Source organism: Pseudomonas sp. JS425 (genome assembly GCF_018223845.1).
Taxonomy (GTDB): Bacteria; Pseudomonadota; Gammaproteobacteria; order Pseudomonadales; family Pseudomonadaceae; genus Aquipseudomonas; species Aquipseudomonas asiatica.
The window spans coordinates 4,892,771-4,906,785 of sequence record NZ_CP073661.1 but is presented as its reverse complement, the minus strand read 5'-3'; the positions used below and the strand labels follow the sequence as shown (position 1 = coordinate 4,906,785).

Below are 14,015 nucleotides of genomic sequence, written 5' to 3'. Positions count from 1 at the left end.
CCAACCGTGAGTACACGCCATGTCGAGCCCCCTTCCACGGCGCACGTACCTGTATTTCACCGCGCAATCGATCAACCTGACGACTGCGGTCATGTCCGTGACCATGGCGGCCATTGTCGGGGCGGCGCTGGCGCCTGCCGCCACATGGTCCACTGTGCCCTATGGGTTCCAGTTCCTCTGCCTGATGCTGGCTACCTATCCGGTCTCCAGGCTGATGAGCCGCATTGGCCGCAAGCGCGCCTTCATGCTGGGCTCGGTCCCTTTGGCGGTGTCTGGCATCAGTGGTTACCTGGCGGTGCAGTACCAGCACTTCCCGACGCTGGTGATCAGCCATTCGGCATTGGGCATCTACATTGCGTTTGCCAACTTCAATCGCTTCGCGGCCACCGACAATCTGGCCCAGAACCTGAAGCCCAAGGCGCTTTCCCTGGTGGTGGCCGGTGGGGTGATCGCTGCCGTGGGCGGGCCGGCGCTCACCGAGTGGCTGAGGGACGTTGGTGGGTATCCGCTGTTTTCGCTGTGCTACGCCGCTTTTGTCGGCCTGGCGGTGATGTCGTTGCTCACAGCGGCCTGCCTGCCCGGCGATACCGGCACCGCCAGTAACGACCGTGCAGCGAAACCGGCTGGCACGACCGCCGAGCCGCTGAGCCCGGTGGTTGCCGTGGCCATGGCCGTGGCCGCGCTGGGTTACGGGATCATGAATTTGCTGATGATCCAGGCGTCCATGCACATGAAACACATGCATGAGGACTTTTCCGACGTTCGCCTGGCGATTCAATGGCATGTGATTGCCATGTTTGCGCCGTCGTTCTTCACCGGCGCCATCATCCACAAGCTCGGCATCAGGGCCACCATCTGTCTCGGCCTGGGCCTGCTGATCGGTTGCACGGCCATGAACATGTGGTCGCACAGCTACGCGATGATGACCTTGTCACTGATAGCCTTGGGCCTGGGTTGGAACCTGACTTACGTGGGCGGTGGGGCGCTGTTGGCGCAGACGCTGCAAAACAGCCCGGCAGCGATGCAGATGCAAGGGAAGAACGATCTGGCCATTGCGGTGTTCGCGACCGTTGGTGCATTCAGCCCATCGCTGTTGCTGGGTACGGTCGGCTGGGATGGCACCAATGCCATTTGCATGGCCCTGTGCATCGTGCTGCTCATGGCCACCGCAGGGTTGCTGCAGCGCAAGGTTTCAGGGCCTGCCAGGGCCAGTTAGACCCCGGCTACCCTCCGCGCGGCCCGCAGCAGGGACGCGCGAGTGCTGTTCAGGTCAGGCGCCGTGGCACTTCTTGAACTTCTTCTGGCTGCCGCACGGGCATGGGTCGTTACGGCCAACGTCCTTCAGGGCGTTGCGTACCGGCTCCTGGTGGCCGTGGTTGCAGTGCGGGCCGTGTACATGGCCATGATCGTGGTGGTGATCATGATCGTGGTTGCAGTCAGGGCCATGAACGTGGGGTTGCTGGGACATTGCAGGGTCACTCCGGTTTGTAATCGCCGGGGATTATCTCACCACTGCGCGACAAGTGCAGGTCCCGATGGATGAGCAACCCGGTCGCCAGCTCGCCCTGCAGGCTGTAATGCAGTGGTTGTTCGCTTTTCAGCAGCTTGGCCAGCGGTTTCAGGTGCTGCCACAGGTTGGTCCGTGCGGTGATCTTGAAAGTACGCCGGGCATGCCCGCCGACACTGCGCCACACGCTGGTTTCATCCTGCACCAGCAACAGGTCGTTGAGGCGTATGGCATACGACAGGTTGCGGATGAACAGGCGGCTGTCATTGGGGTTGTCGATTCGCAGATGCAGCACGAACTCCTGCTCCAGCAACCTGGCCTTGACCGTCTCCACCTCGACCAGGTGTACCTCGGGTTCGCGCCAGTCGTCACCGCCCCAGCTGGCGCAGCCCGCCAGCAGTGCGAGCCATGCCATCAGGGTGGCGAGCAGCAGCGGGCGGGTGCGGGCGATCATGGTCAGCTACCCACGTAACTGGCGCAGCATTTCTTGAACTTCTGGCCGCTGGCGCAGGGGCAGGGGTCGTTGCGCCCGGCCTTGAGCCCGACCGTGGGGTCGATGAAGTACCAGCGCCCGGCGTGCTGGACGAATGCCGAGCGCTCGCGGTGCTGATGGTCACCCTCCTGGTCGTGCCAGCGTGCAGTGAAGGTGACAAAACCGTGCTCCGGCTGGCCGCCCAGCACCTCTGCGCTTTCCACCTCCAGGCCCAGCCAGGTGCTCTGGGCGCTCCAGGCGGCCATGGCGGCACGGTCCAGGCCGGCTTGCTGGGCCGGCAGGGTGGTGGCCACCAGGTAGTCGACCAGGCCCAGCACGTAGGCACTGTAGCGTGAGCGCATCAGCGCCTGGGCATCGGGCGCCGGGGTGCCGGCGTGGTAATGCCCGCAGCAGGCGTCGAGCAGGTTGCCACTGCCACAAGGGCAGACCGAGACACTCATCATCACCACCAGTACTTGCCGAAGTTTTCAGGGTTGGCCCAGAACTTGGCATTCAGCCAGTCCGGTACCTGCTTGTAGTCATGTAAATCATAGGTGAACAGGCTCAATACCTGCTGGTCACGGCGGAATTTCTCGCTGGCCGACAGGGCAAGGGCAAAGAAATCGGTGTCTTGCCAGCCACAGGCGACCAGGTCGGCCAGCACCGCGACCCGGCTGGCATTGAGGTGCGAATGCCACCGAGCAATTCCAGGCCGGTGCGTTTGGGCAGGTGCTCCAGGCAGTCCACCAGTACCGCCAGGTCAAAGCGCTGGGCTGCCAGTTCTGCTGGCAGCGGGCCTGGGGCGGCCGTGGCGATGGTTACCTGTGGGTGCGCCTGGGCGAAGGCGTCCAGCGCCGGAAAGCGCGTGCCCACCAGCAGCAGGCGTTGCGGGGTGAAGCGCTCGAGCAGGGCCGCCAGGGCCTGCTGCGGGGTGCGCTGGGAAAAACCGTCGGTCATTGCCAATCCTCGTTGAAGTCGTCCAAGACTAGCGGGCCGCAGCGTGCGGGCAAAGAGGCATGTGACTGTGTCGTGGCTTATTGGTGGCAGGGATCAGATGCTCGGTCTTTACTCCCTGAAATCGGCCTTATGCCGATTCCCCCTAGGAGAAGCAATGAAATGAGCATAGTACGCACAGCGATACCCCTGGTTCTGCTCACCAGTGTGTTGACTGGTTGTGCAGGTTTGCAAAAGACCGACTGGCCGAAATGTGCCGCCGTCGGGGGTGTAAGCGGCGCTGCCCTGGGCGCCATCGAGAGCTCCAGCTGGGCTGGTTGGGGCGCGTTGCTGGGCGGTGGCCTGGCGGCGGGCTATTGCTGGGCCCATGGCGATGGCGACGAGGATGGCGACGGCGTGCCGGACAGCCGTGACAAGTGCCCAGGCACCCCGCGCGGTGTGCAGGTCGATGCCAACGGCTGCCCGCCGGAGCCGGCCGCGGTGGTCGAGGAAGTGGTGGTGCAGAAGGAAGAAGTCATCGTCATCCGCGATGTGCACTTCGAGTTCGACTCTGCGCGCCTGACCGCCAGCGACAAGGAGCGCCTCAACACCATCGCCACGCGCCTGAAACAGGAGGCGCCGTCCGCCCGCCTGAGCGTCAGCGGCCATACCGACAGCGTCGGCTCCGACAGCTACAACCAGAAACTGTCCGAGCGCCGTGCCCACTCGGTGACAGATTACCTGGTCGAGAGCGGTGTGCCGCGCAGCAGCTTCGTGTCGGTGGTCGGTGCTGGTGAAACCCAGCCGGTGGCAGACAACGCCACGGCCGAGGGGCGTGCCATGAACCGCCGTACCGAGATCAAGATCCAGCGGTAGACCGGCGTGCGCCCGTGCCTTGAGCAGTGGCACGGGCGCGTCTTCACGGCGGTGAGCCGCCCGTGGCCAATGACACAGGAGCATTCAGCATGAGTGTGACGTCGAAGGCGGCGCTGCCGTTGTTGGTGGCTGCCAGCCTGCTAGCGGGCTGCGCCACCCACAGCGATGGCAGCGCGCCGCTCAACCAGAGGACCTGGCCCATCTGCAGCCTGCTCGGCGGCCTGGTCGGTGGTGGCCTGGGCGCCATCGAAAGTTCGAGTTGGGCGGCTGGCGGCGGTGCCCTTGGCGCCATCGCCGGGGGCCTGATCTGTTACGCCCAGGATGGCGACGAAGATGGCGACGGCATTTTCGACCGCCGCGATCGTTGCCCCGATACCCCCGCCAACACTGCGGTCGACCACATGGGTTGCCCGTTGAAGGTGTACCCCGCATCGCCGCCTGCCACTGAACCTGAACCCTCGCCGGAGGTGATCATCCTGGATGACAACGGCGCGGTGATGTTCGCCTTCGATTCCGCCGAGCTGACCCCTGCGGCCCAGCAGCGCCTGCAAGGCCTGGTGGCAAAACTCGATTCACCGACGGTGGCCAAGGTAAGCGTGATCGGGCATACCGATAACGTCGGCTCCGACAGCTACAACCAGGCACTTTCCGAACGCCGCGCCAGCAGCGTGGCCGTTTACCTGATCGGCCAGGGGCTGGAGGCGGGCAAGGTCACCAGCCAGGGGCGCGGCGAGAGTGAGCCGCTCACCGACAACGAAAGCGAGGAGGGCCGTGCCCGCAACCGACGGGTGGAACTGCACCTCAACTGAGTGGTGCTGGCGCCTGTCCGGGCATTGCAGTTAATGTTGGTCGCACGGCCCGCTCGAACGGGCCGTCTCGACATAACAACAATCCATGGGGGCGGGATATGAAGTTCATCCTGGGCTTGGGCAAGGTCCTGACTGTCGCTTTCTGGGGGGTGGTGCTGTTCAATCAGTTCATGCCACAACCCTTGCCCTTCAACCTGCTGATCAACGCCGCCGGCATCACCTTGCTGGGCCTGCACCTGCTTGAAGTGCTGTTCTTCAATGGCAGCTTGCGCGGCCGCAGCCACCGCTGGTTCGATCGTTTGCAGATCCTGTTGACGGGTATCTTCCATGTCATGTCCATCCCCCGTGTGCAGGAGGCGCCGCGAAATGCGTAATCTGATGTTATTGGCCATGTTGGCCGCTCCCCTGGCCCAGGCCGAAAGCCTGGAGGTCGCTGCCAATTCCATGCTGCGCCTGCCCGACAAGTCTGCCAGCGTGCACCTGGCACAGTTGCGTGTCGCCGATGCCGCAACCCTGCTGCTGCCTGCCACGCTCGCGGAATTGAAGGTTGACCAGCTGGAGCTGGGGCGCGATGCGCGTATCGCCATTGCACCTTCCGATAGCCCGTTGCTGATCGAGGCGCGCAGTGCGCGGCTGGGTGAGGGTAGCGAATTCAGTGCGCCGGGAGCGGCGGGTACTTACCAGCGGGGAGCCCGGTCAGGCCGCAGCCTGGACCTGAAACTGGCTGAAGTGGATGCCGAGCGCCTGGCCATCGATGCCCGTGGCGGTGCCGGTGCGCCGGGGTACGTGGGGCTGGATGGCGCCAACGGTCAGGCCGGTGGCTGCACCTGGGGCCAGGCCAGCCGCGGTGCCAACGGCGATGACGGCGGCAACGGGCACGATGGCGCGCCGGGTGGGCGCATCCGCCTGAGCGTGCCGCAGGGCTTCCCGCAGGAACGTATCGTGGTGCGCCTGGACGGCGGCGCACCGGGCAAGGCCGGGGCTGCTGGCAAGGCCGGCAAGGGCGGGGCTAGCAAGGGTTGCCTGGTGTACCGCACAGACGCCGGCGCCAACGGCCGGCCGGGGCAGCCGGGCCAACCTGGGTTGGCCGGCGCTGCAGGTGAGCTGATTCTGCAGCGCTTGTGAAAACCTGTACTGGCCCTATCGCCGGCAAGCCAACTCCCACTGCGACCGCATCGGCTGCAAGCCATGTGCAGTACCTTTGGGAGCTGGCTTGCCGGCGATAGGGCCGGTGCAGGCAATATCAGAGCATCAACCGCGAACTGGCCACGGCTACCACCGCCAGACCGAGCAGCAGGTTGATCCCCACCATCCGCCGAATCCGTCCCAGCACTGCCGCACCTGCCGGCCAGTCCTCGGCCTGCACTGCCGCCCTCAACTCCGGCAGCAGCAGCGCCTGGATGCGCATGAACAGGGCAAACATGGCGATGCCCCCACCGATCATCACCTGCACATATTTCGGTGCAGTCTCGAAGCCGCTGAAGCGCATGTGCAACATGCCGATACCACTTATCGCCAAAATCGCCACGGCCAGCCAGACCCAACCGAAGAAGCGTCGGAAAACTTCCACCCACAAGCGCAGCCGGGCAGGCCCTTCAAGGGCTGCAACCGTTGCCGGGCGCAGCACCAGCCAGGCGAAGAACATGCCGCCGACCCACACCAGGGCGGCCAGGACATGCAGTGTGTAGGGCAGGGCAAAGGCAAGCATCCGGATCTCCATGCGGCATAAAGGGCAATAGCGGGGTATGATAGCCGCCCCATGCGAAACACTGAAAATATATCCAGCCCTCCGGGCGCCTGCAGACCATGATCAGCAACGAACTCAAAGCCACCATCCAGGGCGCCTATACGCGTTTTCTCGAAGCCAAGAGCCTCAAGCCGCGCTATGGCCAGCGCCTGATGATCGCCGAAGTGGCCAAGGTGCTCGGCGACATCGCCTGCGACGAAGAAGGCCGCCGTGCCGGCGAGCCTGCCGTGGTGGCAGTGGAGGCGGGCACCGGTACCGGCAAGACGGTGGCCTACAGCCTGGCTGCCATTCCGGCCGCCAAGGCCGCCGGCAAGCGTTTGGTGATCGCCACCGCCACCGTGGCGCTGCAGGAGCAGATCGTCTTCAAGGACCTGCCCGACCTGATGCGCAGCAGCGGGCTGAACTTCAGCTTCGCCCTGGCCAAGGGCCGTGGCCGCTACCTGTGCCTGTCCAAGCTCGACATCCTGCTGCAGGAGGGCCACGCCCAGTCGGCCACCGCCCAGCTGTTCGAGGAAGAAGGCTTCCACATCGAAGTCGACGAGCGCAGCCAGAAGCTGTTCAACAGCATGATCGAGAAGCTTGCCGGCAACCGCTGGGACGGTGACCGCGACAGCTGGCCCGAAGCCTTGGAAGACCAGGACTGGGCGCGCCTGACCACCGACCACAGCCAGTGTACCGGCCGTCATTGCCCGAACTTCCAGCAGTGCGTGTTCTACAAGGCCCGCGAAGGCATGGGCAAGGTCGACGTGATCGTCACCAACCACGATATGGTGCTGGCCGACCTGGCCCTGGGCGGCGGCGCGGTATTGCCCGACCCGCGCGACACCATGTACGTGTTCGACGAAGGCCACCACCTGCCGGACAAGGCCATCGGCCATTTCGCCCACTATTCGCGCCTGCGCTCCACTGCCGACTGGCTGGAGCAGACCGCCAAGAACCTGACCAAGCTGCTGGCCCAGCACCCGCTGCCCGGTGACCTGGGCAAGTACATCGAGCAGGTGCCGGAGCTTGCGCGGGAAGTGCGCACCCAGCAGCAGTTCATGTTCACCCTGTGCGAGCAGGTTGCCGACTTCCGTCCCAGCGAGGACAACGAAGGCCGTGAGCGCCCGCGCTACCGCTTCGAAGGCGGCGTGGTGCCGGAGCAGATTCGCGAAGTGGGCATCGAGCTGAAAAAAGGCTTTGCCCGCCTCAACGACCTGTTCACCCGCTTGGCCGACCTGCTCAAGGAAGGCATGGACGGTGAGGTCAACATCGGCATCGCCAGCCACCAGGCCGAGGAGTGGTATCCGCTGTTCGGTAGCCTGGTCACCCGTGCCCAGGGCAACTGGGAACTGTGGACGGCCTTTACCGCCGAAGATCCGGAAGACAGCCCACCCATGGCCCGTTGGCTGACCCTGGCCGAGAGCGGTGCGCTGTTCGACATCGAAGTCAATGCCAGCCCCATCCTGGCCGCCGAAATGCTTCGCCGCAGCCTGTGGAGCGTGGCACATGGCGCACTGGTGACCTCGGCGACGCTGACTGCGCTGGGCAAGTTCGACCGCTTCCGCATGCGCTCGGGGTTGCCCCGTGACGCGGTCACTTGCGTGGTGCCCAGCCCGTTCGTGCATGGCGATGCCGGCCTGCTGCGGGTCCCCGACCTAAAGGCCGACCCGCGCGATGCGGCGGCGCATACCGCAGCGATCATCCGCGAACTGCCGAACATCGTCGAAGATGCCCGTGGCGCGCTGGTGCTGTTCTCCTCGCGCAAGCAGATGCAGGACGTGTTCGATGGCCTGGACCGTGACTGGCGCAAGCTAGTGCTGATCCAAGGCAACCTGTCCAAGCAGGAAACCCTGAACAAGCACAAGGCACGGGTCGACGACGGCCAGCACAGCGTGTTGTTCGGCCTGGCCAGCTTTGCCGAGGGTGTCGACCTGCCGGGTGCCTACTGCGAGCACGTGGTGATCGCCAAGATTCCCTTTGCCGTGCCTGATGACCCGGTCGAAGCGGCGTTGGCCGAGTGGATCGAAGCTCGCGGCGGCAACCCGTTCATGGAAATTGCCGTGCCCGATGCCTCGCTGCGGCTGATCCAGGCCTGCGGCCGCCTGCTGCGAACCGAACAGGACCGCGGTGTTATCACCTTGCTTGACCGGCGCCTGGTCACCCAGCGCTACGGCAAGGCTATTCTCAATGCGCTGCCGCCGTTCCGGCGGGAGATTTCCTGACCGCCGGAGCACACTTGCTCCGGCGCGTTGTCCATTACTCAGTCGTGGGCCATGAGGGCCCTGAAGGAGAGCCCCAGCCTTATGGTCCGCCGTACCCTGCCCGCCGTTTTTGCCCTGTTGTTCAGCTCGCCGTTGCTGGCTGGGCAGCAGACGCTTTTCAGCTTCGTGCGCCCGGCCTCGGTGGTCAATGTGGCGACCGAGGATGCCGGCATGCCGCAGTACAACGCGGAGCAGACGGCCGAAGGAGAAGTGTTGCGGCGCGTGGTGTTCAACCCGGCCCTGCGGCCGACCCTGCGCCTGAGTCCGCAAAGCGGTGTGTGGGACTGGTCCGGCGGTCAGTTCCTGACCTTGCGCCTGCAAAGCGCGATGGATTGGGCGCTGACCGTGGACGTGGTGGTGCAGGGCAGTGATGGGCGCACGTTGACCAGCCGCATCGACCTTCCGGCCGGTCCTGCACAAACCGTGATGGTACCGCTGACGGCCAGTTCGCCGTTGAGCCAAGGCATGCGCGCCGGCCCGCCCATGCCCTGGAACCATGGCGGCCAGCGCCTGCTGCTGACCAGCAGCGCCGGTGCGGTCGACCTCAAGCAGGTGACGTCGGTCAGCCTGAGTATCCCCAACCCCAAGGTGGCGCAGAACCTGCTGATCGAGCGGGTGGGCATCCAGGATGACGACCAGGCATACAAGGCGGCCTACCAGGAGCTGATCGATGCCTATGGCCAGTCCACCCGCGGCCATTGGCCAGAAAAGGTTACCAATGACGAGCAGCTCAAGGCGGCCGATGTACGCGAGCAGCAACAGCTCAAAGGCTGGCTGGCAGAGCGTGGCAAGCAGCAGCTGGACGCGTACGGCGGCCTGCTGGCCGGGCCGGCGTTCGAGGCCAAAGGCTTCTTCCGCACCGAAAAGCGTGACGGCCGCTGGTACCTGGTAACGCCCGAGGGGCATCCGTTCTATTCCCTGGGGGTGAATGCCGTCGCCGCGGATGGCGGGCGTACCTACGTCGCCGGGCGTGAGGGGATGTTCAAGGGGTTGCCGGGTGAGGAGGATGCACTGGCCGCATTCTATGGTGATGGCAACAACGACGATGGCAACCCCTCGTCGCAAGGGCGCAACTTCAAACAGGGGCGCTGGTTCGATTTCTATGCCGCCAACCTGCAGCGGACCTATGGCAAACCCTGCCCGCCCGCGGTAGAGGGGCAGCCGGCAAGCTGCCCACCATTGGCGCTGGATACCGCCCGCTGGCAGGCGCATGCGCTCGACCGCCTGCAGGCCTGGGGTTTCAATACGCTTGGCAACTGGAGCGAGCCGGCCCTCGGCCAGGCCAGACGCATGCCGTACACCTTGCCATTGTCGATCGTGGGTGATTACGCCAGCATCAGTACCGGCATGGACTGGTGGGGCAGGATGCCCGACCCGTTCGACCCGCGTTTTGCCATGGCCACCGAGCGTGCCGTGGCCATTGCCGCCCGCGATCACCGTGACGACCCTTGGCTGATTGGCTATTTCGCCGACAACGAACTGGCCTGGGCGGCACCCGGTAGCGACCCCAAGGCGCGTTATGGCCTGGCCTACGGCACCTTGCGCCTGACTACCGATGTGCCGGCCAAGCGTGCCTTCCTCAAGCAATTGCGCGACAAGTACCGCAACCAGGAAGGGCTGTCCAAGGCTTGGGGCATCGAGCTGACTGCCTGGGAACTGATGGAAGATCCGGGCTTCGAGGCGCCTTTGCCCGACCCGGAGCACCCGGAAATCGAGCGTGACTACCAGTATTTCCAGCAAGTGTTTGCCGAAACCTACTTCAAGACCATTGCCGACTCGCTGAAATGGCATGCGCCCAATCACCTGCTGCTGGGTGGCCGCTATGCCGTCAGCACGCCAGAGGCGGTCAAGGCCTGCGCCGAGTTCTGCGATGTGCTCAGCTTCAACTTCTATACCCTGAAGCCGCAGGACGGCTACGACTTCGCCCGTCTGGCCGAGCTGGACAAGCCGGTGCTGGTGTCCGAGTTCCAGTTCGGCTCGCGCGATCGCGGGCCATTCTGGCCGGGGCCGGTGGAAGTGGCGCGCGAAGAAGACCGCGGCCCGGCCTATGCCAATTTCCTCAAGGCGGCCCTGGCGCAGCCGATGATCGTTGGCGCGCACTGGTTCCAGTACCTCGACCAGCCGGCCAGCGGCCGCCTGCTCGATGGCGAGAACGGGCACCTTGGGTTGGTGGCGATCACCGATATGCCCTACCCGGGGTTTGTCGATGCCGTGCGTAAGAGCAACTTGCAGGCAATGAGCCAGCTGCGCGTCCAACTGGAAAAACCGGCGCCCTAGCCCAGGACGACGCGGTCTTTTTGTGGGAGCGGCCTTGCGTCGCGAAAGGACTGCGAAGCAGTCCCCTGAATTCAGCGGCGCTGCATAAATTGCCGGGGCTGCTGCGCAGCCCATCGCGACACAAGGCCGCTCCCACAGTGACCACCCAGCCCAAGCCAGTTTGCAAAACGCCAAACTACTGAAACAATGCACACCATTTTCGGAATTGGTCGTACGGAGAACAGCGGGTGCAGATTCAGGGTCACTATGAGCTGAAGTTCGAAGCAGTGCGCGAAGCCTTTGCCGCGCTGTTCGAAGATCCCCAGGAGCGTGGCGCGGCGCTGTGCATCCAGGTTGGTGGCGAAACCGTGGTCGACCTGTGGGCCGGCAGTGCCGACAAGGACGGCCAGCAGGCCTGGCACAGCGATACCATTGCCAACCTGTTCTCCTGCACCAAGACCTTCACCGCTGTCACCGCCCTGCAACTGGTCGGCGAGGGCAAGCTGGCCCTTGATGCGCCTGTGGCCAACTACTGGCCCGAGTTCGCCCAGGCAGGCAAACAGGCGATCACCCTGCGCCAGCTGCTCAGCCACCGCGCCGGCTTGCCGGCCATCCGTGAGCTGCTGCCGGCCGAGGCACTGTATGACTGGCAGGCCATGGTCGATGCGCTGGCTGCCGAAACGCCCTGGTGGACACCCGGCACCGAGCATGGCTATGCCGCCATTACCTACGGCTGGCTGATCGGCGAGCTAATCCGCCGTGCCGACGGCCGTGGCCCCGGCGACTCGATCGTGGCCCGTACCGCTCGGCCGTTGGGGCTGGATTTTCATATCGGCCTGGCGGACGATGAGTTTCATCGCGTAGCGCATATCGCCCGTGGCAAGGGCAACGCCGGCGACGCTGCAGCTCAGCGCCTGCTGCAGGTGACCATGCGCGAGCCCGAGGCCCTGTCGACCCGCGCCTTCACCAACCCGCCGGCGATCCTGACCAGTACCAACAAGCCGGAGTGGCGGCGCATGCAGCAGCCAGCCGCCAACGGCCATGGCAATGCGCGCAGCCTGGCGGGCTTCTATGCCGGGCTGCTGGACGGTAGCCTGCTCGAATCAGAGCTGCTCGACGAACTCACCCGTGAGCACAGCCTCGGCCAGGATCGTACTCTGCTCACCCAGACCCGTTTTGGCCTGGGCTGCATGCTCGACCAGCCAGACGTGGCCAATGCCACGTTCGGCCTCGGGGCCCGCGCCTTCGGCCACCCAGGCGCCGGCGGCTCGGTTGGTTTCGCTGACCCGGAACACGATGTGGCCTTCGGTTTCGTGGTCAATACCCTTGGCCCTTATGTGCTCATGGACCCGCGAGCCCAGAAACTGGTACGCGTCCTTGCCAGTTGCCTTTGATCGGGTAATGCGGGTATTGCCCCAGCCCTTTGACTATCCTCAATGCCAACGCCTGAAGGGCGTAAGCAAAATTTCTTTCTATTTCATGGTGTATCGCTGATGTCTTCACACAAAACCTTAGCACTCGCCCTGTGCCTGACCGCCGTTACCGGCTGCGCCAGTCACCCCCAGGACGTCTCGAAGGACAGCGCCTCGAGCTGGTGGCCCTTCGGTTCGGACAAGGTTGCCGAGCAGGAAGTGAAGCAAGCCGTCACGGAAAATGTGGCCAAGGCCGACGCCAAGTCCGACAACGCCAGCCGTTGGTGGTGGCCGTTCGGCGGTGAAGAGAAGCAGGCCAAGGGGCCGGTGGTGCCGAAGGTCGACCAGAAGGCCACCCAGGCCTGGCTGGACGAGTACGAGCCAAAGCTGCGTGAGGCGATCAAGGGCAGCAAGCTGGAGCTGGAGCGTCGTGACAACGTGCTGGCCGTAACCATCCCGGTGGACAGTTCGTACAACCCCGATCGCCCGAACATGCTGCTGCCGATGACCCTGGGCCCTATCACCCGTGTGGCCAAGACTGTCGAAGGCGATGCCAAGACCGCCGTGCTGGTACTCGGCCATGCCGACAGTAGCGGTGTCGCTGCCGCCAACCAGAAGCTCAGCCTGGAGCGCGCCGCTTCGGTGTCGGCCATCTTCCGCCTCAGCGGCCTGCAGCGTGATCGCCTGAACCTCAAGGGCATGGGCTCGGAAATGCCGCGCGCCGCCAACGACAGCGCCGAGGGCCGTGCCCTGAACCGCCGTGTGGAAATGCTGCTGACCCCGCAGAACACCATGGTCGCCCTGCTGGCCAAGTACCAGCAAGCCGCCCCGGCCCGCGCCCCGATGGTGGCGGTGCAGGACGTCAAGGCGCCTGCTGCCAAGCCTGCCGACAGCAAGCCGGCCACCAAGGCTGCGGCGAAGAAGCCTGTGACCAAAGCCAAGGCCAAGGCGCCAGCCAAGACCACGGCCAAGAAAAAAGCTGCGCCGGCCAAGCCGGTTGCCAAGAAAGCTACCACTGAAAAGAAAGTAGCTGCCAACAGCCCTGCGAAGACCAACTGATCGTCAAGGAACGCAGCAATGACCCAATCCCTGGCCGATATGCGCCGCGACTACACCCGTGATGGCCTGGCCGAATCCCAGGCCCCGGGAGAGCCGTTCGCCCTGTTCCACCAGTGGTTCGCCGAAGCGGTGAAAACCGAGCAGGTGCCGGTGGAAGCCAACGCCATGACCTTGGCCACTGTCGACGGTGAAGGCCGCCCGCACTGCCGTATCTTGTTGCTGAAGGGGCTCGATGAGCGTGGCTTCACTTTCTTCACCAACTACGATAGTGCCAAGGGCCAGCAACTGCTGGTCAACCCTTTCGCCGCCATGACCTTCTTCTGGCCAGCGCTGGAGCGCCAGGTGCGCATCGAAGGGCGGGTGGAAAAGGTCACCCCCGAGGAGTCTGACGCCTACTACCAGGTGCGCCCGCTGGGTAGCCGCCTGGGGGCTTGGGCTTCGCCACAGAGCCAGGTGATTGCCGGTCGTGAGGAGCTGGAGGGGCTGGTCAAGGCCACCGAGGCGCGCTTTTCCGACACCCAGCCGCATTGCCCGGAACATTGGGGTGGGTATCGTTTGCTGCCTGAACGCATCGAGTTCTGGCAGGGGCGGGCCAGCCGCCTGCATGACCGACTGAACTACCGGCTGGTAGATGGGCAATGGCTGCGGGAGCGGTTGGCGCCCTGAGATTCCGGGGGCTGCGCAGCAGCCCCGGCACTCCA

General features: G+C 64.7%; 14 protein-coding genes and 1 pseudogene. 10 read left to right on the top strand and 5 right to left on the bottom strand.

The features are described from left to right. Positions 1–19: 19 nt before the first annotated feature. Positions 20–1,216, top strand: a complete 1,197-nt coding sequence (locus KDB76_RS22660) for an MFS transporter (RefSeq protein ID WP_024087656.1) — start codon at positions 20–22, stop codon at positions 1,214–1,216. Positions 1,217–1,270: 54 nt separating this feature from the next. On the opposite strand, the gene KDB76_RS22655 is transcribed toward KDB76_RS22660, so the two are convergent. The 4 genes and pseudogenes from KDB76_RS22655 to KDB76_RS22640 all read right to left on the bottom strand — a co-directional run bounded on the left by KDB76_RS22655 (position 1,271) and on the right by KDB76_RS22640 (position 2,936). Then, on the bottom strand, positions 1,271–1,468 hold the full coding sequence (locus KDB76_RS22655) for an SEC-C metal-binding domain-containing protein (protein ID WP_003258907.1): 198 nt from the start codon (positions 1,466–1,468) through the stop codon (positions 1,271–1,273). Positions 1,469–1,475: 7 nt separating this feature from the next. Beyond that, positions 1,476–1,961: an LEA type 2 family protein gene (locus KDB76_RS22650; RefSeq protein ID WP_015271543.1), complete on the bottom strand. Its 486-nt coding sequence runs from the start codon at positions 1,959–1,961 to the stop codon at positions 1,476–1,478. 2 nt (positions 1,962–1,963) lie between these two features. Further along, positions 1,964–2,440 (bottom strand): YchJ family protein, encoded by a 477-nt coding sequence (locus tag KDB76_RS22645; RefSeq protein ID WP_015271542.1) that lies wholly within the window; start codon positions 2,438–2,440, stop codon positions 1,964–1,966. 2 nt (positions 2,441–2,442) lie between these two features. Further along, a pseudogene (locus KDB76_RS22640) lies at positions 2,443–2,936 on the bottom strand (DUF6231 family protein). A 159-nt stretch (positions 2,937–3,095) separates the two neighbouring features. Here KDB76_RS22640 and KDB76_RS22635 point away from each other — a divergent pair. The 4 genes from KDB76_RS22635 to KDB76_RS22620 all read left to right on the top strand — a co-directional run bounded on the left by KDB76_RS22635 (position 3,096) and on the right by KDB76_RS22620 (position 5,722). Then, positions 3,096–3,788: an OmpA family protein gene (locus KDB76_RS22635; protein ID WP_003258902.1), complete on the top strand. Its 693-nt coding sequence runs from the start codon at positions 3,096–3,098 to the stop codon at positions 3,786–3,788. An 89-nt stretch (positions 3,789–3,877) separates the two neighbouring features. Next, positions 3,878–4,597: an OmpA family protein gene (locus KDB76_RS22630; RefSeq protein WP_024087647.1), complete on the top strand. Its 720-nt coding sequence runs from the start codon at positions 3,878–3,880 to the stop codon at positions 4,595–4,597. A gap of 98 nt (positions 4,598–4,695) precedes the next feature. Next, entirely contained in the window at positions 4,696–4,971 is a 276-nt protein-coding gene (locus KDB76_RS22625) for a DUF1145 domain-containing protein (protein ID WP_013973933.1), read from the top strand. Continuing rightward, the gene (locus KDB76_RS22620; RefSeq protein WP_024087646.1) at positions 4,964–5,722 is read left to right on the top strand and encodes a hypothetical protein; all 759 of its coding nucleotides are present in this window, start codon (positions 4,964–4,966) and stop codon (positions 5,720–5,722) included. Before KDB76_RS22625 ends, KDB76_RS22620 begins: the two co-directional genes overlap by 8 nt. A 118-nt stretch (positions 5,723–5,840) precedes the next feature. Here the strand turns inward: KDB76_RS22620 and KDB76_RS22615 are convergent, their stop codons facing one another. Beyond that, complete coding sequence (locus KDB76_RS22615; protein ID WP_003258897.1) at positions 5,841–6,305, bottom strand: CopD family protein; 465 nt, start codon at positions 6,303–6,305, stop codon at positions 5,841–5,843. A gap of 98 nt (positions 6,306–6,403) precedes the next feature. Here KDB76_RS22615 and dinG point away from each other — a divergent pair, with 98 nt between their 5' ends. From dinG to pdxH, 5 genes are all read left to right on the top strand, one after another. Further along, complete coding sequence (dinG, locus tag KDB76_RS22610; RefSeq protein ID WP_013973931.1) at positions 6,404–8,548, top strand: ATP-dependent DNA helicase DinG; 2,145 nt, start codon at positions 6,404–6,406, stop codon at positions 8,546–8,548. An 81-nt stretch (positions 8,549–8,629) separates the two neighbouring features. Further along, positions 8,630–10,864 carry a beta-galactosidase gene (locus KDB76_RS22605; protein WP_013973930.1) on the top strand — a complete coding sequence of 745 codons (2,235 nt, stop codon included), beginning with the start codon at positions 8,630–8,632 and terminating at the stop codon, positions 10,862–10,864. 227 nt (positions 10,865–11,091) lie between these two features. After that, complete coding sequence (locus tag KDB76_RS22600) at positions 11,092–12,237, top strand: EstA family serine hydrolase (RefSeq protein WP_023660953.1); 1,146 nt, start codon at positions 11,092–11,094, stop codon at positions 12,235–12,237. 99 nt (positions 12,238–12,336) lie between these two features. Further along, entirely contained in the window at positions 12,337–13,314 is a 978-nt protein-coding gene (locus tag KDB76_RS22595; RefSeq protein ID WP_024087645.1) for an OmpA family protein, read from the top strand. Between the two features lie 18 nt (positions 13,315–13,332). After that, positions 13,333–13,980: a pyridoxamine 5'-phosphate oxidase gene (gene pdxH / locus KDB76_RS22590; RefSeq protein ID WP_013973927.1), complete on the top strand. Its 648-nt coding sequence runs from the start codon at positions 13,333–13,335 to the stop codon at positions 13,978–13,980. Positions 13,981–14,015 lie beyond the last annotated feature (35 nt).